At 65.6% G+C, this 19,792-nt stretch carries 22 protein-coding genes; 19 read left to right on the top strand and 3 right to left on the bottom strand.

Annotated elements, in window-relative coordinates; all coding sequences use genetic code 11:
• Positions 1 to 64 precede the first annotated feature (64 nt).
• Positions 65 to 1,249: an FAD-dependent monooxygenase gene (locus tag IEX41_RS02585; RefSeq protein ID WP_188788519.1), complete on the top strand. Its 1,185-nt coding sequence runs from the start codon at positions 65 to 67 to the stop codon at positions 1,247 to 1,249.
• A 79-nt stretch (positions 1,250 to 1,328) separates the two neighbouring features.
• Here IEX41_RS02585 and IEX41_RS02580 read toward each other — a convergent pair whose 3' ends face one another.
• Both IEX41_RS02580 and IEX41_RS02575 read right to left on the bottom strand, forming a co-directional pair.
• On the bottom strand, positions 1,329 to 1,781 hold the full coding sequence (locus IEX41_RS02580) for a CreA family protein (protein WP_188788517.1): 453 nt from the start codon (positions 1,779 to 1,781) through the stop codon (positions 1,329 to 1,331).
• A gap of 23 nt (positions 1,782 to 1,804) precedes the next feature.
• Positions 1,805 to 2,275 carry a pyridoxamine 5'-phosphate oxidase family protein gene (locus IEX41_RS02575; protein ID WP_188788515.1) on the bottom strand — a complete coding sequence of 157 codons (471 nt, stop codon included), beginning with the start codon at positions 2,273 to 2,275 and terminating at the stop codon, positions 1,805 to 1,807.
• Positions 2,276 to 2,431: 156 nt separating this feature from the next.
• Here IEX41_RS02575 and IEX41_RS02570 point away from each other — a divergent pair, with 156 nt between their 5' ends.
• The gene (locus tag IEX41_RS02570; RefSeq protein WP_188788513.1) at positions 2,432 to 3,595 is read left to right on the top strand and encodes an isovaleryl-CoA dehydrogenase; all 1,164 of its coding nucleotides are present in this window, start codon (positions 2,432 to 2,434) and stop codon (positions 3,593 to 3,595) included.
• Between the two features lie 126 nt (positions 3,596 to 3,721).
• Here IEX41_RS02570 and IEX41_RS02565 read toward each other — a convergent pair whose 3' ends face one another.
• Entirely contained in the window at positions 3,722 to 4,327 is a 606-nt protein-coding gene (locus IEX41_RS02565) for an OmpW/AlkL family protein (RefSeq protein ID WP_188788511.1), read from the bottom strand.
• Positions 4,328 to 4,476: 149 nt separating this feature from the next.
• On the opposite strand from IEX41_RS02565, the gene IEX41_RS02560 reads away from it, so the two are divergent.
• The 17 genes from IEX41_RS02560 (at position 4,477) to IEX41_RS02480 (ending at position 19,714) form a co-directional block, all read left to right on the top strand.
• Positions 4,477 to 6,066: an AMP-binding protein gene (locus IEX41_RS02560; protein ID WP_188788509.1), complete on the top strand. Its 1,590-nt coding sequence runs from the start codon at positions 4,477 to 4,479 to the stop codon at positions 6,064 to 6,066.
• A complete protein-coding gene (locus tag IEX41_RS02555; RefSeq protein WP_188788508.1) occupies positions 6,063 to 7,667 on the top strand; it encodes a carboxyl transferase domain-containing protein in 1,605 nt (534 codons plus the stop codon). The genes IEX41_RS02560 and IEX41_RS02555 overlap by 4 nt, the downstream gene beginning before the upstream one ends.
• Before the next feature lie 71 nt (positions 7,668 to 7,738).
• Positions 7,739 to 9,688, top strand: a complete 1,950-nt coding sequence (locus tag IEX41_RS02550; protein WP_188788505.1) for an ATP-binding protein — start codon at positions 7,739 to 7,741, stop codon at positions 9,686 to 9,688.
• On the top strand, positions 9,685 to 10,344 hold the full coding sequence (locus IEX41_RS02545; protein WP_188788503.1) for a glutathione S-transferase family protein: 660 nt from the start codon (positions 9,685 to 9,687) through the stop codon (positions 10,342 to 10,344). The genes IEX41_RS02550 and IEX41_RS02545 overlap by 4 nt, the downstream gene beginning before the upstream one ends.
• Complete coding sequence (locus IEX41_RS02540; protein WP_188788501.1) at positions 10,341 to 11,192, top strand: hydroxymethylglutaryl-CoA lyase; 852 nt, start codon at positions 10,341 to 10,343, stop codon at positions 11,190 to 11,192. Before IEX41_RS02545 ends, IEX41_RS02540 begins: the two co-directional genes overlap by 4 nt.
• A gap of 11 nt (positions 11,193 to 11,203) precedes the next feature.
• Positions 11,204 to 11,980, top strand: coding sequence for a crotonase/enoyl-CoA hydratase family protein (locus IEX41_RS02535; protein ID WP_188788499.1), 777 nt, complete (start codon positions 11,204 to 11,206; stop codon positions 11,978 to 11,980).
• A 335-nt stretch (positions 11,981 to 12,315) separates the two neighbouring features.
• A complete protein-coding gene (locus IEX41_RS02530) occupies positions 12,316 to 12,681 on the top strand; it encodes an NADH-quinone oxidoreductase subunit A (RefSeq protein WP_188788498.1) in 366 nt (121 codons plus the stop codon).
• Positions 12,672 to 13,205: a NuoB/complex I 20 kDa subunit family protein gene (locus IEX41_RS02525; RefSeq protein WP_188788496.1), complete on the top strand. Its 534-nt coding sequence runs from the start codon at positions 12,672 to 12,674 to the stop codon at positions 13,203 to 13,205. Before IEX41_RS02530 ends, IEX41_RS02525 begins: the two co-directional genes overlap by 10 nt.
• A 13-nt stretch (positions 13,206 to 13,218) precedes the next feature.
• Positions 13,219 to 13,839, top strand: coding sequence for an NADH-quinone oxidoreductase subunit C (locus IEX41_RS02520; RefSeq protein WP_188788494.1), 621 nt, complete (start codon positions 13,219 to 13,221; stop codon positions 13,837 to 13,839).
• Complete coding sequence (locus IEX41_RS02515) at positions 13,839 to 15,068, top strand: NADH-quinone oxidoreductase subunit D (protein WP_188789224.1); 1,230 nt, start codon at positions 13,839 to 13,841, stop codon at positions 15,066 to 15,068. The genes IEX41_RS02520 and IEX41_RS02515 overlap by 1 nt, the downstream gene beginning before the upstream one ends.
• A 101-nt stretch (positions 15,069 to 15,169) precedes the next feature.
• On the top strand, positions 15,170 to 15,499 hold the full coding sequence (locus IEX41_RS02510; RefSeq protein WP_229672886.1) for a hypothetical protein: 330 nt from the start codon (positions 15,170 to 15,172) through the stop codon (positions 15,497 to 15,499).
• Between the two features lie 101 nt (positions 15,500 to 15,600).
• On the top strand, positions 15,601 to 16,731 hold the full coding sequence (locus IEX41_RS02505; RefSeq protein WP_188788492.1) for an NADH-quinone oxidoreductase subunit E: 1,131 nt from the start codon (positions 15,601 to 15,603) through the stop codon (positions 16,729 to 16,731).
• A gap of 121 nt (positions 16,732 to 16,852) precedes the next feature.
• On the top strand, positions 16,853 to 17,080 hold the full coding sequence (locus IEX41_RS02500) for a DUF5337 family protein (RefSeq protein ID WP_188788490.1): 228 nt from the start codon (positions 16,853 to 16,855) through the stop codon (positions 17,078 to 17,080).
• Between the two features lie 4 nt (positions 17,081 to 17,084).
• Positions 17,085 to 18,380, top strand: a complete 1,296-nt coding sequence (gene nuoF / locus IEX41_RS02495) for an NADH-quinone oxidoreductase subunit NuoF (protein WP_188788488.1) — start codon at positions 17,085 to 17,087, stop codon at positions 18,378 to 18,380.
• Positions 18,380 to 18,802, top strand: a complete 423-nt coding sequence (locus tag IEX41_RS02490; protein WP_373285609.1) for a DUF5333 family protein — start codon at positions 18,380 to 18,382, stop codon at positions 18,800 to 18,802. Before nuoF ends, IEX41_RS02490 begins: the two co-directional genes overlap by 1 nt.
• 28 nt (positions 18,803 to 18,830) lie before the next feature.
• Positions 18,831 to 19,169 (top strand): hypothetical protein, encoded by a 339-nt coding sequence (locus IEX41_RS02485; RefSeq protein ID WP_188788484.1) that lies wholly within the window; start codon positions 18,831 to 18,833, stop codon positions 19,167 to 19,169.
• 122 nt (positions 19,170 to 19,291) lie between these two features.
• Entirely contained in the window at positions 19,292 to 19,714 is a 423-nt protein-coding gene (locus IEX41_RS02480; RefSeq protein WP_229672883.1) for a DUF5333 domain-containing protein, read from the top strand.
• The last annotated feature ends 78 nt before the right edge of the window (positions 19,715 to 19,792 follow it).

The raw sequence follows: 19,792 nt of genomic DNA, 5'->3' as shown, positions 1-19,792 counted from the left end.
CATGGACCCATGGCAGGTGCATTGCAGGCCCGGGACGGGCAGAACGGCATGGGAAGGAACGGGCATGAAGCCTGAGGCGTTGCAGGGGTTGCGTGTCGTCGTGGCCGGCGGCGGCATCGGAGGACTGGCCACTGCACTGGCCCTGCACCGACACGGCGCGCGGGTGAGAGTGCTCGAACGTGCCGAAGCGCTGACCGAGGTCGGTGCCGGTATCCAGGTCAGCCCCAACGGCCTGCGGGTGATCGAGGCGCTGGGGCTTGGCCCGCAGCTCGCTGAACGCTCCTGCAAGGCACGCGCAGTGATGCTGCGCAACTTCCGACACGGGGCCGAGGTCGCACGGCTAGACCTGGGGCAGCTGCCCGAGGGTCAGGATTACCGCTTTGTCCACCGCGCCGATCTTGTCGACCTGCTGGCCGAAACCGCCCGCAACAGGGGGGTCAAGATCCGCCTTCTTCAGAATGCCCGCTCGGTGACGCCGGGGGATCTCCCGAGGCTTGACCTGTGCAATGGCGACACCGTCGAGGCCGATCTCGTGGTCGGCGCGGACGGGTTGCATTCGGTGCTTCGCCCGGCGGTCGACGGCCCGTCCCAGCCGAAATTCACCGGGCAGGTGGCATGGCGTGCCATCGTGCCCAACAGCTTCGATCACCCGTCCGAGGCCTGGGTCCACATGGGGCCGGGGCGGCATATCGTCAGCTATCCGCTGCGCGATGGGTCCATGGTCAACCTCGTGGCCGCCGAGGCCCGCAGCGCCTGGACGGAGGAAGGCTGGGCGCAAGAGGGCAATCCGGACGATCTGCGCCGCGCCTTCGCCCGCTTTGGCGGGGTTGTGCCCGAGATGCTCGGGCATGTGGAGCGAGTCGGGCTTTGGGGGTTATTCCGCCACCCGGTGGCGCAGCGCTGGCATGCGCCGGGGGTGGCGCTTGTGGGCGATGCCGCCCACGCCACGCTGCCCTTCATGGCGCAGGGGGCGAACATGGCGCTCGAGGACGCTTGGGTGCTGGCCGCTTGCCTCGCGGCACGCCCTCGTGACGAGGCATTGGCGCGTTACCAGTCGTTGCGGCGTGATCGCTGCCAGCGGATCGTTGCGGCAGCTTCGGGAAATGCGTGGAAATACCACCTGCGCACGCCGCTGCTGCGGGGCGTGGCCCATATGGGGCTGGGCATGGTCAGCTGCATGGCGCCGAGCAAGCTCATGGGACAGTTCGACTGGATCTACGGGCACGACGTCACGTCTCAGACCATCTGAGCGAAGCCCCGCAGGGCGAGGGCGACGGCCGAAGAGCCCAGGTCAACTGGCCCAAGCAACGCCACGGCGGCGATGAGCTTCAATCTGACCCGTAAAGCGGCACGGTAGAAATCGCGAGCTTTGCCGACCCGTCCTTAACCTGTTGCGCATGCACGAGGTAGATCAGCGTCTGGTTGGCCTCGTCAAAGATGCGCTTGACCCGCAGACTCTTGAAAATGATGGACCGCGAGGTGCGGAAGACGTCCTCGCCTTCTTCGCTGCGGTCGATGTCACCAATGGTAATAGGGCCCGTTTGTCGGCAGGAGATGGAGCCGTTGGACGGATCCTCGAACCAATTGCCCTTAGAGAGCCGGTCAATCAGGCCGCGGTCAAAATAGGCGACGTGGCAGGTGACGCCTTCGACCTCGGGATCGGCAATGGCCTCGATGAGGATGTCATTGCCAACCCAGTCAACGCCCACCTCGCCCACCTGCTCGGCGTTCGACATGAGGGGAACGAAGCAGAGCAGAGGGGCAAGGCAGGCACGTAGCATTGGGCGAATCCTATGGGCAGGGATCAGAAGACCACCCGACCATGCTCGCCCGCGTCCGGCGTGTCACCGGTAATGTTGGCCTTGGCGATCTCGTAGAGGAAGCTTGCGCCACCGTCTCCAGCCCAGACCTCGGCTTCGTGAGGGGTGAACTTCACCAACTGCACAGCGCTGTCATCGCGACCGTCCTCGAACCATGCGGCTGCGAAGGCATTCCACAACTCGTCCAGCTTGTCGTTGTCGTTCACGAGGCTCAGCTTGCCGAAGACGTTGGCATAAAGATGCGCCTTCGAATCAGCGACATGGAAAGACGCCTCGCCGCCGGATTTGGCACCGCGGTGCGCTGCGCTGCCCGCTGCAGTGATGAACCAGATCGCGTTCTCGTCCTCGTCTCCCTGCGGCGACATGGGCACCGGGCGTTCGCCGTCGGCTGCCAGCAGTCCGGCACGCACATCTTTGAGTTGCTTCCAGAATTCCTGCTTGAGGGTCTTGGACATGATGTCCTCCTTTCGTCTGTTGCCCACACAACGCCGCCCCCATGCTCTGCGTTCCAAGCGCCGCGACGGAACACGTCGTGGCGCTTGACGGATCGCCGGAGCTGCGCCTAGATATGAACAAGCGTTCAATAAAAGTCGTCAGGAGGAGGGCGGGGGATGTTCGACGCAGGTATGAGGTTCGACCTCGGGGAAGATGTGAATGCCCTGCGCGAGATGGTTCATCGCTGGGCGCAGGAGCGCGTGCGCCCGATGGCAGCGCAGATCGACACGACCAATGCCTTTCCCAATGACCTCTGGTCCGAGATGGGACAGCTTGGGCTGCTCGGCATCACCGTGCCCGAGGCGTACGGCGGGTCGGGCATGGGCTATCTTGCCCATGTCATCGCAGTCGAGGAAATCGCCCGCGCCAGCGCTTCCGTGTCGCTGAGCTACGGCGCGCACAGCAACCTGTGCGTGAACCAGATCAAACTGAACGGATCGGACGAGCAGAAGCGCAAGTACCTGCCGGGGCTGGTGTCAGGAGCAAATGTCGGCGCGCTGGCCATGTCTGAAGCAGGAGCAGGCTCGGACGTGGTGAGCATGAAGCTGCGGGCGGAAAAGAAGAACGATCGCTTCATCCTTAACGGCAACAAGTACTGGATCACCAACGGCCCTGACGCCGACACGCTGGTGGTCTACGCCAAGACCGACCCCGACGCCGGATCGAAGGGCATCACCGCCTTCCTGATTGAAAAGACTATGACCGGCTTCAGTACCTCGCCGCATTTCGACAAGTTGGGGATGCGTGGGTCCAACACCGCCGAGCTGATCTTCGAGGACGTGGAGGTGCCGTTCGACAATATCCTCGGGGAAGAGGGACGCGGCGTGCGCGTGCTGATGTCGGGGCTCGATTACGAACGGGTCGTGCTCGCGGGGATCGGTACCGGGATCATGGCCGCCTGCCTTGACGAGGTGATGCCATACATGGCCGAGCGCAAGCAGTTCGGCCAGCCCGTGGGGTCCTTCCAGCTGATGCAGGGCAAGATCGCCGACATGTACACCGCGATGAACTCGGCGCGGGCCTATGTCTACGAGGTGGCGCGCGCCTGCGACCGAGGTGATGTGACCCGGCAGGACGCGGCGGCCTGCTGCCTTTATGCATCCGAGCAGGCTATGGTTCAGGCGCACCAGGCGGTGCAGGCCATGGGCGGCGCAGGCTTCCTCGCGGATGCGCCGGTGGCGCGACTGTTCCGCGATGCCAAGCTGATGGAAATCGGTGCGGGCACCTCGGAGATCCGGCGCATGCTGGTGGGCCGCGAGCTTATGTCGGCGATGGGTTAAGCCATGAAAAGGCTTTGTGCGCCGGATAAGGATTGCATCTCAAGTGAATGTGAGAGAACAAAAAAAAGGCGCGCCGATGTGGCGCGCCAGTCCAGGGCCGCCGCCGATGCGGCCCGTCGAAAGATCTCAGAACTTCCAGATGTAGGACATCCCGATCACCCACGGGTCGACCTCGACCGTGCCGATGTCGGACCCGTTCAGATCCACGTCGAGGTCGATATCGATGTACCGCGCATCAAGTCGCAGGGCGGATTTTTCACTGATCGCGTAGTCTACGCCAAGATGCGCCGCGAGGCCCCAGCTGTCCTTCACGTCCAGACCCGAGATCTTCTGGTCGTCGAGGTCGAGCACGGCGGTGTAGTTCACACCGGCCCCGAGGAAGGGGGTAAAGCGGCTGGCATTGGCGAAGTGGTAGTTCAGCGACACGGTGGGCGGCAAGTGCTTGACCTTCACCACGTCGCCGCCGTTGCCCTTGACCTGGTTGGTAAACGGTGTGGCGGCCAGCACCTCGAGGCCGAGGTTGTCCATGAGGAAGTATTCGAAAGTCAGCGACAGCTGGGTGTCGTCGCCCACGTCCATGTCGAGCGCGCCATTCGCAAGGCTGCCGTTGTCGCCGGTCGGGTTCACCCACGCCAGCCCGAGGCCAAGGGTCATGTCACCCTTCTGCTGGGCCGCCGCGCCGGTGGCGCAAAGCGCAAGGATCGCTGCGGTGGTGAGGAAGTTCAGGCTCATCTTCTGTCCTTTCGGTGTCTTGTTGCCTGCGGTGTGACGCGTCGGGCGAGTCGCGGTGTTGATCTGAATCAAGCCGTGATTTCAGGGAGATATGCTGTGGCAAATCGGTCATATGGTGACCGTGCAATGCGTGTTTGCCGGGGGCTGGCATGACCGCTTCGTCCCGTCGCAGCCTCCCGGATGGCATCGGCTACGAGCAGCTTTGCGCGCAGGCGCGCAGCCCGTCGGGCCCCATGAACATGGCGGCGCAGGTCTGCGATGACTGGGCCGCCCTAGAGCCGGACCGCGTGGCGATCCATGAGTTGGGCGAGACGTCCCGGCGCGTCACGTACGGCGCACTGCAAGAGCTGTCGCGGCGGGTCGAGGCCGGCCTGCGGGCCCGCGGCATCCGGCGTGGGGACCTGGTGGGTGTTTTGCTGTCGCAATCGGTGCTCTGCGCGGCGGCGCATGTGGCGGCATGGCGCATGGGGGCTATCTCCGTGCCGCTGTTCAAGCTTTTCCGGCAGGATGCGCTGGCCTCGCGGCTGGACGACAGCGGCCTTCGGGTGGCGGTGAGCGACGCGGAGGGGGCGGCGGTGTTGGCGCCCTTCGACGTGGCGGTTCTGACCGAGGAGGCGCTGCCTGCGCCCGAGGTCCATGCCCCGGCAGAGACCGGGGCCGAAACGCCAGCGGTGCTCATCTACACCAGCGGCACCACGGGCAAGCCCAAGGGGGCACTGCACGGCCACCGGCTGCTGACGGGGCATCTGCCCGGGGTGGAGATGAGCCACGATCTGCTGGGCCAGCCCGGCGATGTGCTCTGGACCCCTGCGGACTGGGCTTGGATTGGCGGGCTTTTTGACGTGGCGATGCCCGCACTTACGCTGGGGGTGCCGGTGGTGGCCTCGCGCATGCAGCGGTTCGGGGTTTCTCAGTGCCTGAAGATCTGTGCGGAAGGTTCTGTCACAAATGTGTTTTTCCCGCCAACCGCCCTGCGGATGCTGAAGGCCGAAAACGCCCGCATTCCCGGTCTTCGCACCGTTGCCAGCGGCGGCGAGCCGCTCGGTGCCGAAATGCTGGCCTGGGGACGCGAGGCGCTCGGGGTGGAGATCAACGAGTTCTACGGCCAGACCGAATGCAACATGGTGGCCAGCTCCTGCGCGGCGCTGTTTCCGGCGCGGCCGGGCTGCATCGGCAAGCCCAGCCCCGGCTTTCGCATCGGGGTGATCGACGACAAGGGCCACGAGACGGAGGGCGAAGGCGATATTGCCATCGCCCGGGGTGCGCCATCCATGATGCTGGAATACTGGAACAATCCCGAGGCCACCCGCGACAAGTTCCGGGGCGATTGGCTGCTGACCGGTGACCGCGGGCGGTGGGAGGACGGCTACCTGCGCTTTGTCGGGCGCGAGGATGACGTGATCACCTCGGGCGGCTACCGCATCGGTCCCGCCGAGGTCGAGGATTGTCTGCTCACCCATCCCGCCGTCGCGACCGTGGGCGTTGTGGGCAAGCCCGACCCGGTGCGGACCGAGATCGTGAAAGCTTATGTCGTGCTGCGCGAGGGCGCCGAGGCGTCTGCCGATACGCTTCAGAATTGGGTGAAGGATCGCCTCGCAGGATATTCATATCCAAGGGAAATATCGTTTCTTGACGCGCTTCCGATGACGGTCACCGGAAAGGTGATCCGCAAAGAGCTCAAGGCTCGCGCCTGCGCCGAGACCGAAGCGCCACAGATGACTGCCGGAGGTGAGACATGAAACTGCAATCCGCCGCGATCCCGTCCTCGGAGGGTTTTCGAGCCAACCGCGATGCCCATCTTGCCGCGCTGGACGAGATCCGCGGGGCTGCCTTGGCCGCTGCTGCCGGAGGCGGTGACAAGGCGCGGGAGCGGCATCTGTCGCGGGGCAAGATGCTGCCGCGCGAACGGGTGGCCAACTTGCTCGATCCTGGCGCGCCGTTTCTCGAGGTCGGGGCGCTGGCGGCACACGGCCTCTATGACGGGGCGGCACCCAGCGCAGGGATGATCGCGGGAATCGGCCGGGTGCAGGGACGACAGGTCATGGTGCTGTGCAACGACGCCACGGTGAAGGGCGGCACCTATTACCCCATGTCCGTCAAAAAGCACCTGCGCGCCCAGGAGATCGCCGAGGAAAACCGGCTGCCCTGCATCTACCTCGTGGACAGCGGAGGGGCGAACCTTCCCAACCAGGACGAGGTGTTCCCGGACCGCGACCATTTCGGCCGGATCTTCTACAATCAGGCCCGGATGAGCGCCAAGGGAATCGCCCAGATCGCCGTGGTCATGGGGTCGTGCACCGCGGGGGGCGCCTATGTGCCCGCCATGTCCGACGTGACCATCATCGTGCGCGAACAGGGCACCATCTTCCTTGCCGGCCCGCCGCTGGTGAAGGCAGCCACCGGCGAGGTGGTCTCGGCCGAGGATCTGGGAGGCGGCGACGTCCACACCCGGCTGTCGGGCGTGGCCGACTACCTTGCCGAAGACGACGCCCACGCGCTCGCCCTGGCACGGCGGGCGGTGGGCTCGCTGGGGCCCGACACCGGCGCGCATGTGGCGCTGCAATCACCCGAGCCGCCAGCCTATGACCCTGACGAGATCCTCGGCGTGGTGCCGGGCGATCTGCGCACACCCTACGACATCCGCGAGGTCATCGCGCGGCTAGTGGATGGCTCGCGCTTTGACGAGTTCAAGCCGCGCTATGGCGAGACGCTGGTCACCGGCTTTGCCCATGTGGAGGGGATGCCCGTGGGCATCGTCGCCAACAACGGCGTGCTGTTTTCCGAGGCGGCGCAGAAGGGCGCACATTTCATCGAGCTGTGTTCCCAGAGAAAGGTGCCGCTGGTGTTCCTGCAGAACATCACCGGCTTCATGGTCGGCCGCAAATACGAGAACGAGGGGATTGCCCGTCACGGCGCCAAGATGGTGACGGCGGTGGCGACCACCTCGGTGCCCAAGATCACCATGCTCGTTGGCGGCTCATTCGGGGCGGGGAACTACGGCATGGCGGGGCGGGCGTACCAGCCGCGCTTTCTCTGGACATGGCCGAATTCGCGCATTTCGGTGATGGGAGGCGCGCAGGCGGCGGGGGTGTTGGCGACAGTGAAGCGCGATGCCATCGAGCGCGGCGGCGGTGCGTGGTCAGAGGCCGAGGAGGCTGCCTTCAAGCAGCCCACCATCGACATGTTCGAGCGCCAGTCGCATCCGCTTTATGCCACGGCGCGGCTTTGGGACGACGGCATCGTCGATCCGCGCAAGAGCCGGGCGGTGCTGGCGCTGTCGCTGGCAGCATCGCTGAACGCGCCTATCGAGGAGACCCGCTTTGGCGTTTTCCGCATGTAGGGCCCGGCGCGGCGCCGGTAGAGGGGCCGTGTTTTGCGTATTTGGAAAGAGAAGAAGCAGGGGATTGCACGATGTTTGATACGCTGCTCATAGCCAACCGGGGCGAGATTGCCTGCCGTGTGATCCGGACCGCGCGGGCCATGGGTCTGCGCTGTGTGGCGGTGAATTCGGATGTGGATGCGGGTGCGGCCCACGTCGCCATGGCTGATGCGGCGGTCTGTATCGGGGGGGCGGCACCCGCCGAGAGCTACCTGCGGGGCGATGCCATCATCGAGGCGGCTTTGAGCACCGGCGCGGGGGCGATCCATCCGGGCTACGGGTTTCTGTCCGAGAACCCGGACTTCGTCGAGGCTGTGGAGGCGGCAGGGCTTGTGTTCGTGGGGCCGGGGGCTGCGGCGATCCGGGCCATGGGGCTCAAGGACGCGGCCAAGCGGCTCATGGCCGAGGCCGGCGTTCCGGTGGTGCCGGGGTATCACGGGGCCGAGCAGGACGCTGGGTTCCTTGCGGAGCGGGCCGGGGAGATCGGCTTCCCCGTGCTGATCAAGGCGGTTGCTGGGGGCGGCGGCAAGGGGATGCGGCTGGTCGAGGCGGCAGCTGGCTTTGCCGAGGCGCTCGCCAGTGCGCAGGCCGAGGCGCGCACCGCCTTTGGCAACCCTGCGGTGCTGATCGAGAAATTCGTAAGCGCGCCGCGTCACATCGAGGTGCAGGTGTTTGGCGACGGCACCCGGGCTGTGCACCTGTTCGAGCGCGATTGTTCCCTGCAGCGCCGGCATCAGAAGGTCATCGAAGAGGCGCCCGCGCCGGGCATGACTGCCGCCATGCGCGAGGCCATGGGGCAGGCTGCCGTGCGCGCTGCCGAGGCCATCGGTTACAAGGGGGCGGGTACGGTGGAGTTCATCGTGGATGGCTCGGAGGGACTGCGGCCCGACCGGTTCTGGTTCATGGAGATGAACACCCGCCTGCAGGTCGAGCATCCGGTGACCGAGGCCGTGACCGGCGTCGACCTGGTGGAATGGCAGTTGCGGGTGGCGGCTGGCGAGCCTTTGCCGCTGGCGCAGGACGATCTACGCCTTGACGGTCACGCCTTCGAGGCGCGGCTGTATGCCGAGGACGTGCCTGCAGGGTTTCTGCCCGCTACCGGACGGTTGGCGCATCTGGCCTTCCCCGAAGGGGTGCGGGCAGACAGCGGGGTGCGGTCGGGGGATGTGATCTCGCCTCACTACGATCCGATGATCGCCAAGGTGATCACCCATGGCACCACCCGTGAGATTGCCTTGCGCAAGCTGGCGCGGGGACTGGCCGGGACGCAGGTGGCCGGTACCGTGACCAATCTTGCCTTCCTTGGCGCGCTGGCGCGGCACGAAGGGTTCGCCGCCGGGGAGGTGGATACCGGATTGATCGGGCGTGATCTGGAAGCGCTGGTGGCTGGTCCGGGCATTTCTGACCGGGCCGTGGCGCAGGCCTCGCTGGTGGCAGCTGGGATCTGCGACGAGGCGGGGCCGCTTCAGGGATTCACGCTTTGGCAACCGCTGAAGCGTACGGTGCTGCTGGAGCATGGCGGGCAGGAGCTTCAGGTCGTGCTGCGTGTGACAGGGCCGGGGCGGGTTGCGGTCGCCTTGGACGGGTCCGAGGTGTCCGCTGAGCGGCAGGGGGGAATCTGGCGCTTCGATGGTGTGCCTGGCGCAGAGGTCTTTGCCGAAGGGGATTTCGTGACCGTCTTCGAGGGCGGTGGCCGTGCCTTCCGCGTGGTCGACCCTCTGGAGCGGGCGGCCGCGGCTGGGGCGTCGGGGAACCTTGTCGAGGCGCCGATGCCGGGCAAGGTCATGTCGGTGCTTGCCAGCGCGGGCCAGCATGTATCGGCGGGCGACCGGCTGGTGGTCCTCGAGGCGATGAAGATGGAGCATACGCTGACCGCAGCCCGTGACGGCGTGGTGGCCGAGGTGCTGGCCGATGCCGGGGACCAGGTCGAGGCGGGGGCGGCGCTCATCCGGCTCGAGGATGACGGGGACGTGGCCGCATGATCGTGCTGCATCACGTGCCCGAAAGCCGCTCCATGCGTGTGCTCTGGCTTTTGCATGAACTCGGCGTGGAGTTCGAGGTCGTTCCCCACGCCATGGACCGCAGCTTGCGCGATGCGGCGTACCTGTCGCTGTCGCCTGCCGGCCGGGTGCCAGCTCTCGAGATGGACGGCGGCGTCATGTTCGAGAGCCTCGCCATGATGGAATACCTCTGCGAGCGTTTTGCCGAAGCCTGGCTGGGACGCGCCTCTGGCCACCCTGATCGCAGGGCGTTCCTGTCCTGGCTGCACTTTGCCGAGACCCTGAGCCAGCATTGCGCCAATCTTACCCAGCAGCACATCATGCTGCGGGACGACAGCATGCGCTCGCCCATCATTATGCAGCTCGAGGCGAAGCGCATCGGAAAATGCTATGATGCGCTTGAGGCGCGGCTTGGGGGCTGTGAGTATATGCTGGGGAGCGCGTTCTCGGCGGTGGACGTGGCTATCGGGCAGGCGGTCTACATGGCGCGGCATTTCGCGGTGCTGGATGGACACCCGCAGCTGGCTGACTGGTATGAACGTATCACGCAGCGAGAAGCGTTCAATGCGTCCCTGCCAGGGGCCGGGCCGCGGCTTTACGCGCAGGAATTCTACCCGGCGTGGGAGGTGCCATCGTGACCGAAACAGTCGAGATCTTCGAGGTCGGGCCCCGCGATGGCCTGCAGAACGAGCCGCGTGATATTGCGGTCGCGGACAAGGTGGCACTGGTGGATTGCCTGTCGCGTGCCGGATTCCGCCGTATCGAATGCGCCAGCTTCGTGAGTCCCAAGTGGGTGCCGCAGATGGCCAGCTCGGCCGAGGTGCTGGCTGGCATCCGGCGTGAAAGGGGCGTGTCCTACGCGGCGTTGACCCCGAACATGAAGGGGTTCGAGGCGGCGATGGCAGCGAAGGCGGACGAGGTGGCGATCTTCGGATCGGCCTCCGAAGGCTTCAGCCGCGCCAATATCAACGCGAGCATCGACGAGAGCCTTAACCGCTTCCGACCAGTGGCGGAGGCGGCCCTTGCACGGGGAGTGAAGGTGAGGGGCTATGTCTCCTGCGTGGTAGAATGCCCCTACTACGGCAAGGTGGCACCGGATGGGGTGGCCCGTGTCGTGGCGGCCCTGAGGGATATGGGCTGCTACGAGGTTTCTCTTGGCGACACCATCGGGCGCGGCACGCCCGAGGCGGTGGAGGCGATGCTCGCGGCCGTGCTCGATGAGGTGCCCGCGGCCCAGCTGGCGGGACATTTCCACGACACCGCGGGCCGGGCGCTTGACAATGTCGAGGTGTCTCTGGTGCGCGGGCTTCGGGTCTTCGACGCCGCCGTGGGCGGGCTTGGCGGCTGTCCCTACGCGCCGGGGGCCGCGGGCAATGTCGCCACCGAGGTGCTGGCGGCGCGGCTGGCAGATCTGGGGTATGATACCGGGCTCGACATGGGGATCGTGCAGGAGGCGGCGCAGATGGCGCGCGCCATGAGAGGCTGAGGAGAGTGTCGATGGAGTTCATCAGACTCGAGACCGATGTGCGAGGGGTGGCGACGCTTTCGCTGGCGCGGGCGGCCAAGCACAATGCGCTGTCGGCGCAGATGATGACCGAGCTGGAGGCAGCGGCGCGGCAGCTGGCGCAGGAGGACGGCGTGCGTGTGGTGATCCTTGCCGCCGACGGGCCAACCTTCTGCGCCGGGGCCGACCTCGCGTGGATGCGCGAGCAATTCGGCATGGATGCCGCCGCTCGCACTGCTGAATCGCGGCGCATCGCCAGCGCGCTGCAGGCGCTGGCGGCGCTGCCAATGCCCCTCATTGGGCGGGTGCAGGGCAATGCGTTCGGCGGCGGTGTGGGGCTTGCGGCCGTGTGCGACATGGCCATCGGTGCGGAGGGCCTGCGCATGGCGCTGACCGAGGTGAAGCTTGGCATCATTCCCGCCAACATCGGCCCTTATGTGCTGCGCCGGATGGGCGAGGTGTGCGCGCGCGAAGTGTTCATGAACGGCCGCGTCTTCAGCGCCGCCGAGGCGGTACGCCTGAACCTGCTGGCACGCGCCGTCGCGCCGGAGGCGCTGGACGATGCGGTGGAGGCCGAGGTGGCACCCTATCTTGACTGCGCCCCCTTCGCCGTCCGCGAGGCGAAGGCGCTTCTCAACCACCTTGCGGGCGAGGTGACGCAGGGCCAGGTGGATCACGCCATCGACGCCCTTGCCCGCCGCTGGGAAAGTGCTGAGGCGCAGGCGGGCATCGGTGCCTTCCTCGAGAAACGCCCGCTCTCATGGAAGTGATCGGCGCGCGCCGCCGGACGGGTGGCTCTGCCAGAAACCCTGTAACTGCGTAGAAACCGGGCGCATGGGCAGTGAATAAAGGCGTGACGCGACGGAGCCTTCCGCGCCTTGGCGGTTGCATGCGGCGACCCGGAGCACCCTAAAAATAGTGCAGAAAAAGCTCGCTCAAGGCGTAATGCCTTCTATCGCGTTAATAATTCACAGATTTAAGCCTTAGGCTTTATGTGTACAGCTTGTTGACCCCGACCACGGGCGGCGATAAGTCACGTCTAGCAAGGCAACATCGCCATGGTTACCGCGCCGCAGGCCCGGCGCGCCTCGCAAAGGAGCCAGCAATGGAAGAGATGCTGCGGGAGTACCTCCCGATCCTCGTTTTCCTGGCCGTCGCAATCGCACTCGGCGCCATTCTCATCCTTGCAGCCGTCGTGCTTGCCGTGCGCAATCCCGACCCTGAAAAGGTGTCGGCGTATGAATGCGGGTTCAACGCCTTTGATGACGCCCGGATGAAATTCGACGTGCGATTCTACCTCGTGTCGATCCTGTTCATCATCTTCGACCTCGAGATCGCCTTCCTCTTCCCCTGGGCCACCGCCTTCAAGGACGTGAGCATGGTGGGCTTCTGGTCGATGATGGTCTTCCTCGCGGTGCTGACCGCAGGCTTTGCATACGAATGGAAGAAAGGGGCGCTCGAATGGGAGTGATGACCGGGCCGAACACGGCGCAGGGCGACCGCGAGGTCGCTACCCAGGCGCTGAACCGCGAGCTGACCGACCGGGGCTTCCTGCTCACATCCGTCGATGACGTGGTCAACTGGGCCCGCACCGGCAGTCTTCACTGGATGACCTTCGGTCTTGCCTGCTGCGCCATCGAGATGATGCATACCTCGATGCCGCGTTACGATCTGGAACGCTTCGGGGCCGCGCCGCGCGCCAGCCCGCGCCAGTCCGACCTGATGATCGTCGCCGGCACCCTGACCAACAAGATGGCACCGGCGCTGCGCAAGGTTTACGACCAGATGCCCGAACCGCGCTATGTGATCTCCATGGGATCCTGCGCCAATGGTGGCGGCTACTATCACTACAGCTATTCCGTCGTTCGGGGCTGTGACCGTATCGTGCCCGTGGATGTCTATGTGCCGGGCTGCCCGCCGACCGCCGAGGCGCTGCTCTACGGCCTGATGGCGCTGCAGAAGAAGATCCGGCGTACCGGCACGATCGTACGCTGAGGGAGGGGACCACATGACCCAGGCACTCAAGGAACTCGGCCAGCATCTGGAGCTGAAGCGCCCCGATTGCGTGATCGGCTGGAGCATCGCCTTCGGCGAGCTCAACGTGGACGTGGCCCTGAGCAACATCGTGGGCTTCACGGAGTTTCTCAAGACCGACCCGTCCTGCCGGTTCAATAGCCTCGTGGACATCACCGCCGTGGACTACCCCGAGCGGGCCAAGCGGTTCGACGTGGTCTATCACTTCCTGTCGATGTACCAGAACCACCGTATCCGCCTGCGCGTCGCCGTGCGTGAAGACGAGACCGTGCCGTCGATCACCCCGGTGCATGTGAGTGCCAACTGGTTCGAACGCGAGGTGTTCGACATGTTCGGCATCGTGTTCTCGGGGCACCCGGACCTGCGCCGCATCCTCACCGATTACGGCTTCCGCGGCCATCCGCTGCGCAAGGACTTCCCGACCACGGGCTATGTCGAGGTGCGCTACGACGAAGAGCTCAAGCGCGTGGTCTACGAGCCAGTGAGCCTCGTTCAGGAATACCGGCAGTTCGATTTCATGTCGCCGTGGGAAGGGGCGCAGTACGTGCTGCCCGGCGACGAGAAGGCCGATGACAAGGCAGAGGGCACGAAATGATGGATGGCTCAAAGTTCGACGACGGCTCCACCGACGCCCTCGTGGGCGAACAGAAGATCCGCAATTTCAACATCAACTTCGGGCCGCAGCACCCGGCGGCACACGGCGTGCTGCGCCTCGTGCTGGAGCTTGACGGCGAGATCGTGGAACGCTGCGATCCCCACATCGGCCTGCTGCACCGCGGCACCGAAAAGCTGATGGAATCGCGCACCTACCTGCAAAACCTGCCCTATTTTGACCGGCTCGATTACGTCGGCACGATGAACCAAGAGCACGCCTGGTGCCTTGCCATCGAGAAGCTGACCGGCACCATTGTGCCGCGCCGGGCGCAGATCATCCGCGTGCTTTACTGCGAGATCGGGCGCATCCTGAACCACCTGCTGAACGTGACCACGCAGGCCATGGACGTGGGCGCGCTGACGCCGCCGCTCTGGGGGTTCGAGGAGCGTGAGAAGCTGATGATCTTCTATGAGCGGGCCTCCGGCGCGCGCCTGCACGCGGCCTATTTCCGCCCCGGTGGCGTTCACCAGGATCTGCCGCCCGACCTGATCGACGATCTCGACGCGTGGTGCGACCAGTTCCCGGCGCGGCTTCAGGACATCGACGATCTGCTCACCGAGAACCGGATCTTCAAGCAGCGCAACGCCGACATCGGCGTGGTGACCGAGGAAGAAATCCTGATGCACGGTTATTCCGGCGTCATGGTGCGCGGCTCGGGGCTGGCATGGGACCTGCGCCGGGCGCAGCCCTACGAGTGCTACGACGAGTTCGAGTTCCAGATCCCGGTCGGCAAAAATGGCGACTGCTACGACCGTTACCTTTGCCGCGTGGCCGAGATGCGCGAGAGCGTGAAGATCATGAAGCAGGCCATCGCCAAGCTGCGCGAGCCCGAGAACCAGGGCGATGTGCTGGCGCGCGGCAAGCTGACGCCGCCGAAACGGTCCGAGATGAAGACCTCCATGGAGGCGCTCATCCACCACTTCAAGCTCTACACCGAGGGCTTCCATGTGCCTGCGGGCGAGGTTTATGCCGCCGTCGAGGCGCCAAAAGGCGAATTCGGCGTCTACCTCGTGGCGGACGGCAGCAACAAACCCTACCGCGCCAAGCTGCGGGCGCCGGGCTTCCTGCACCTGCAGTCCATGGATTACGTGTGCAAGCATCACCAGCTTGCGGATGTTGCTGCCATTCTGGGCTCGCTCGACATCGTGTTTGGCGAAGTCGACCGCTGATCGCGACTGCATGATACGGATCGGGGCGCCCGACGCGGCCCGATCCGCCAAGACAAGACGGCCAGGACGGCCGCGAAAAAGACAAGAAGGGATTTGCGACCGTGAAGCTGAAGATGTGCCTGAGCCTGCTGCCTCTCATCGCCACCGCCGCGTGCGTTGCCATGCCGCCCGAGGGCACCGGGGACGAGGATCTCGCCGCCTTCGACGATGCGGTGGCCTCCATCGGCTGCGAGCTTACCTATGAATCCGACTACCTGCCCGTCGAACTTCAGACCGGCATGACCCGCATGAAGATCAACGAGGTGGCGCAGTACCGCATCACCCGTGGCGAGGCAGAGATGACCGAAAGCGGTGGTTTCCGTCTGATCTCGGGGTCCTGCACCCCGGCGGCGCCGGTGGTCGATACCCCCGCGCCCGAGTCTGCTGCGTGATCGCGGCCAAGACCCAACCGTTGCCCGGTTGCCGGGCAGGGCAGGCCGCGGCCTGCCGCCCCGCCTGCACCTTAGCGTGCTGACCCGATAGGACCGACCCGATGCTGCGCCGTCTTCATCCCGAACAGCCCGAAAGCTTTGCTTTCACCGATGCCAACCTGGCCTGGGCCGATGCCCAGATGACCAAGTATCCCGAGGGCCGTCAGGCCAGCGCGGTCATCCCGCTGCTGTGGCGTGCGCAGGAACAGGAAGGCTGGCTCAGCCAGCGGGCCATCGAGACCGTGGCCGAGATGCTGGGCATGGCCTACATTCGCGTGCTCGAGGTGGCGACCTTCTACTTCATGTTCCAGCTCTCGCCGGTGGGCTCGGTCGCGCATATCCAGATCTGCGGCACCACGACCTGCATGATCTGCGGATCCGAGGATTTGATTTCGGTCTGCAAGGACAAGATCGCCCCCAAGGCGCACATGCTATCAGAGGACGGCAAGTTCTCCTGGGAAGAGGTGGAGTGTCTTGGGTCCTGTGCCAACGCGCCCATGGCCCAGATCGGCAAGGATTACTACGAAGACCTGACCGCGGCTCGCCTTGGCGAGCTTCTGGACGAGCTGGCCGCCGGCAATGTGCCGGTGCCGGGCCCGCAGAACGGCCGCTATTCGTCCGAACCGCTGGGCGGCCCGGTCGTGCTGACCGGCCATGTGGAGGGGCGTCCGGAATACAACGCCTCCGTCGCGCTGGCGACCGAACTCGGCGACACCATCAAACGCATCGACGGCACCGAGGTGCCGCTGCGCACCCCGTGGCATGACCGCTCGGATGAGAAGGGTGATGCCAAGCCGGAAACCCATGCGCCTGAGCTGGCCGAGGATGTGCCCGCCGACAGTACCGGCATCGACAAGCGCGAAGCGCCGGTTGAAAATGCGACCGAGGTCAAGGACGCCGCCGAAGGAGCGTCGGCCGAGGAGCAGCAGGCTGGCACCCGTCCCGACGCCCTCGAAGGGCCGCGCGATGGCGGGGCGGACGACCTCAAGCAGATCAAGGGCATCGGGCCGAAGCTCGAGGAGCTGTGCCACGAGCTGGGCTTCTACCACTTCGACCAGATCGCCGGCTGGACCGATGCGGAAGTCGCGTGGGTCGACGAGAACCTTCAGGGCTTCCGAGGCCGCGTGACCCGCGACGAATGGGTGTCGCAGGCCAAGGCGCTGTCCACGGGCGAAGGGGCCGGTGAAAGCTAAGACACGCGCTGGGGGGAATGCACCCGGTCGCGCTGCGAGACGTGAACCTGACCGGCCAATCCGGTCAGGCAGGAATAAAGCCGGCTGACATCTGCGCCGGAGGGATTGAGAGGCGGACGGCATGACGGGCCGGCAGGATCATAACCGGCAGGGGCGCATCATCGCGCTCGTCATCGCCGGAACGGGCCTGGCCTGGATGGCCGCCACCGCTGCCGGTGCCGCGCTGGACTGGAGCCAGCGCACTCGGGCTTTCTTCGACCTGGCGGCGATTGCCGGGTTCGGGACGGCGATTTGGATGATTTTCGGGCTATGGCGTGCGCGCCGGGCCGCCCGCGCGAACGAGGAGTGATGCGATGCTGAAGGACGAGGACCGCATTTTCACCAATCTCTACGGCATGCATGATCGCACGCTGGCGGGGGCGAAAAAGCGTGGCCATTGGGACGGGACCGCCGGGATCCTGGAGAAGGGCCGCGAGTGGATCGTGGACGAGATGAAGGCATCCGGCCTGCGTGGCCGGGGCGGGGCGGGCTTTCCGACCGGGCTGAAGTGGTCTTTCATGCCCAAGGAAAGCGACGGGCGTCCGCATTACCTCGTCATCAACGCCGACGAATCCGAACCCGCGACCTGCAAGGACCGCGAGATCATGCGCCACGATCCTCACACGCTGATCGAGGGTGCGCTGATCGCGTCCTTCGCGATGGGGGCGCATGCGTCCTACATCTACATCCGGGGCGAATACATCCGCGAGAAGGAGGCCCTGCAGGCCGCCATCGACGAATGCTATGACGCTGGCCTCATCGGTAAGAACGCCTGCGGCTCGGGCTGGGATTTCGACCTTTACCTGCACCACGGGGCGGGGGCCTACATCTGCGGCGAGGAAACTGCCCTGATCGAAAGCCTCGAGGGCAAGAAGGGCATGCCGCGCATGAAGCCGCCGTTCCCGGCGGGCGCGGGCCTTTATGGTTGCCCCACCACGGTGAACAACGTGGAGTCCATCGCCGTCTGCCCGACCATCCTGCGGCGCGGTGCGTCTTGGTTCTCGGGCTTTGGGCGCAAGAACAACTCGGGCACCAAGCTCATGGGCCTGACTGGCCACGTGAACACCCCTTGCGTCTTCGAGGACGAGCTGTCGCTGCCCGTGCGCGAGCTCATCGAAAAGCATGGCGGCGGCATCCGCGGCGGCTGGGACAACCTCAAGGCCATCATCCCCGGCGGCGCGTCCTGCCCGATCCTGCCCAAGGACAAGCTCGAGGATGCGATCTTCGATTTCGACTGGATGCGCGAGAACCGCTCGAGCTTCGGCACCGGCTGTATGATCGTCATGGACAACTCGGTGGACGTGGTGAAGGCGGTGTGGCGCCTGTCGAAGTTCTTCAAGCATGAAAGCTGTGGCCAGTGCACCCCGTGCCGCGAGGGCACCGGCTGGATGATGCGGGTCATGGACCGGCTGGTATCGGGCGAGGCAGAGGTCGAGGAGATCGACATGCTGCTGGATGTGACCAAGCAGGTCGAGGGGCACACCATCTGCGCGCTCGGCGATGCGGCGGCCTGGCCGATCCAGGGCCTCATCCGCCACTTCCGCGAAGAGATCGAAGACCGCATCAAGGCCAAGAAGACCGGCCGCATGGGCGCGATGGCGGCGGAATGATGCGCTTTTTGCCTGCATATCCGTTTGTTGCGCTTGCGCTGACCGCCTGCGGTCCGTCCGCCAGCGTCGGCACCACTGCGGCCAGCGGCTCGCTCAAGGATCGCTGGGAGGCGCGCGTCGCCACTCAGACGATTGCGGAGCGGATCGCCGACAACTGCTACGGCGAGGGGATCTACCTTGCGTCGTCTCCCTACGGCGGGGCGGTCAACCGCGTGACCGAGCAAATGGTGGCCGAAGGCGAAGATCGCGCCGCACTTGATGCGCTGTTCATGACCCATGATTTTGACCGCACCATGGCAGCGGTTGACGCCTGGATGGCCCGCACCGGCGCGAGCCCGGCGCAGCCCGCGACGCTTTGCGCCGCTGCGCGGCAGGAAATGGCGGAGGGCAGCCCGGTGGGGCAGGCCCTGCGGACCATGTGAAGAAGGACGAGACGACGTGAAACGAGGAATGGCACGGAACGGAATGCTGCTTGGGCTGGCGCTTGCAACGCTGGCGGGCTGCAGCGTCTTCGGCTCCAAGGCCAAGCGGTACGAATATGGCGGCATGGTCTTTACCGGCGACGCCAAGCGCGTTCGCGGCGACCGGGCGAGCTTTGTCGCCACCGGCGGTCCGGTGAGTGCGTCGCTCGAGGGTGCGATCGGTGCCACCGAGTACCAAGGGATCCGCTACTGCATCAAATATCTGGGTACTTCGGACATCGACTGGGCCGTCGGGCCGGACACGCCGCAGGCTCAGCTGCCGGTAGAGGGCGACAAGCTGACCTTCCAGGGGACCTGCCGCGAGTGACACAAGGGGCCGTCATAACGGGGATGTGCTCGGGCGGTGATTGCATGACCGCCCCCTGCATCGTCACCTTCCCACATGGAGGCCTCCGTTCGGAGGTCGGAACCATGTACGGGAGACGACACATGTTTGCATCCAGATCGGTCAAGGCCATGCTGGGGGCGCTTGCCCTCGCGGCGGGGCTTTCGGCGGGGCCTGCAGCGGCCCGCGCATCGCTGGGCGAAGTGGACGCGGTTCACCAGGGCCTTCTGGCCGTCGGCATCGCGGACGAGATTCGCAAGAAATGTGACGATGTCAGCGCGCGGATGATCACCGCCTACAGCTACCTCAACTCGCTCAAGTCGACCGCCCGGTCGATGGGCTACTCCGACGAGGAGATCGAGGATTACGTAACCTCGAAGGCTGAGAAGAAGAAATACCGCGCCGAGGGCGAAGCCTGGCTGCAGGCGAGGGGCGTGACCCTCGGGCAGTCCGAAGGCTATTGCCGCGTCGGGCGTGAGGAAATCGAGAGGGGCTCGGCCATCGGTCAGCTTCTGAGAGCACGGTGATGCGCGGCGCGGGCCACAGCCTGACGCCCGCAATGCCGGGCCACGGGGCGCCACGCAGCGCCCCGTCACCGCATTCTG

This window comes from Salipiger pallidus, from assembly GCF_014643635.1.
In the GTDB taxonomy this organism is placed as follows: domain Bacteria; phylum Pseudomonadota; class Alphaproteobacteria; order Rhodobacterales; family Rhodobacteraceae; genus Salipiger; species Salipiger pallidus.
This window is presented reverse-complemented; position numbering and strand designations above follow the sequence as displayed.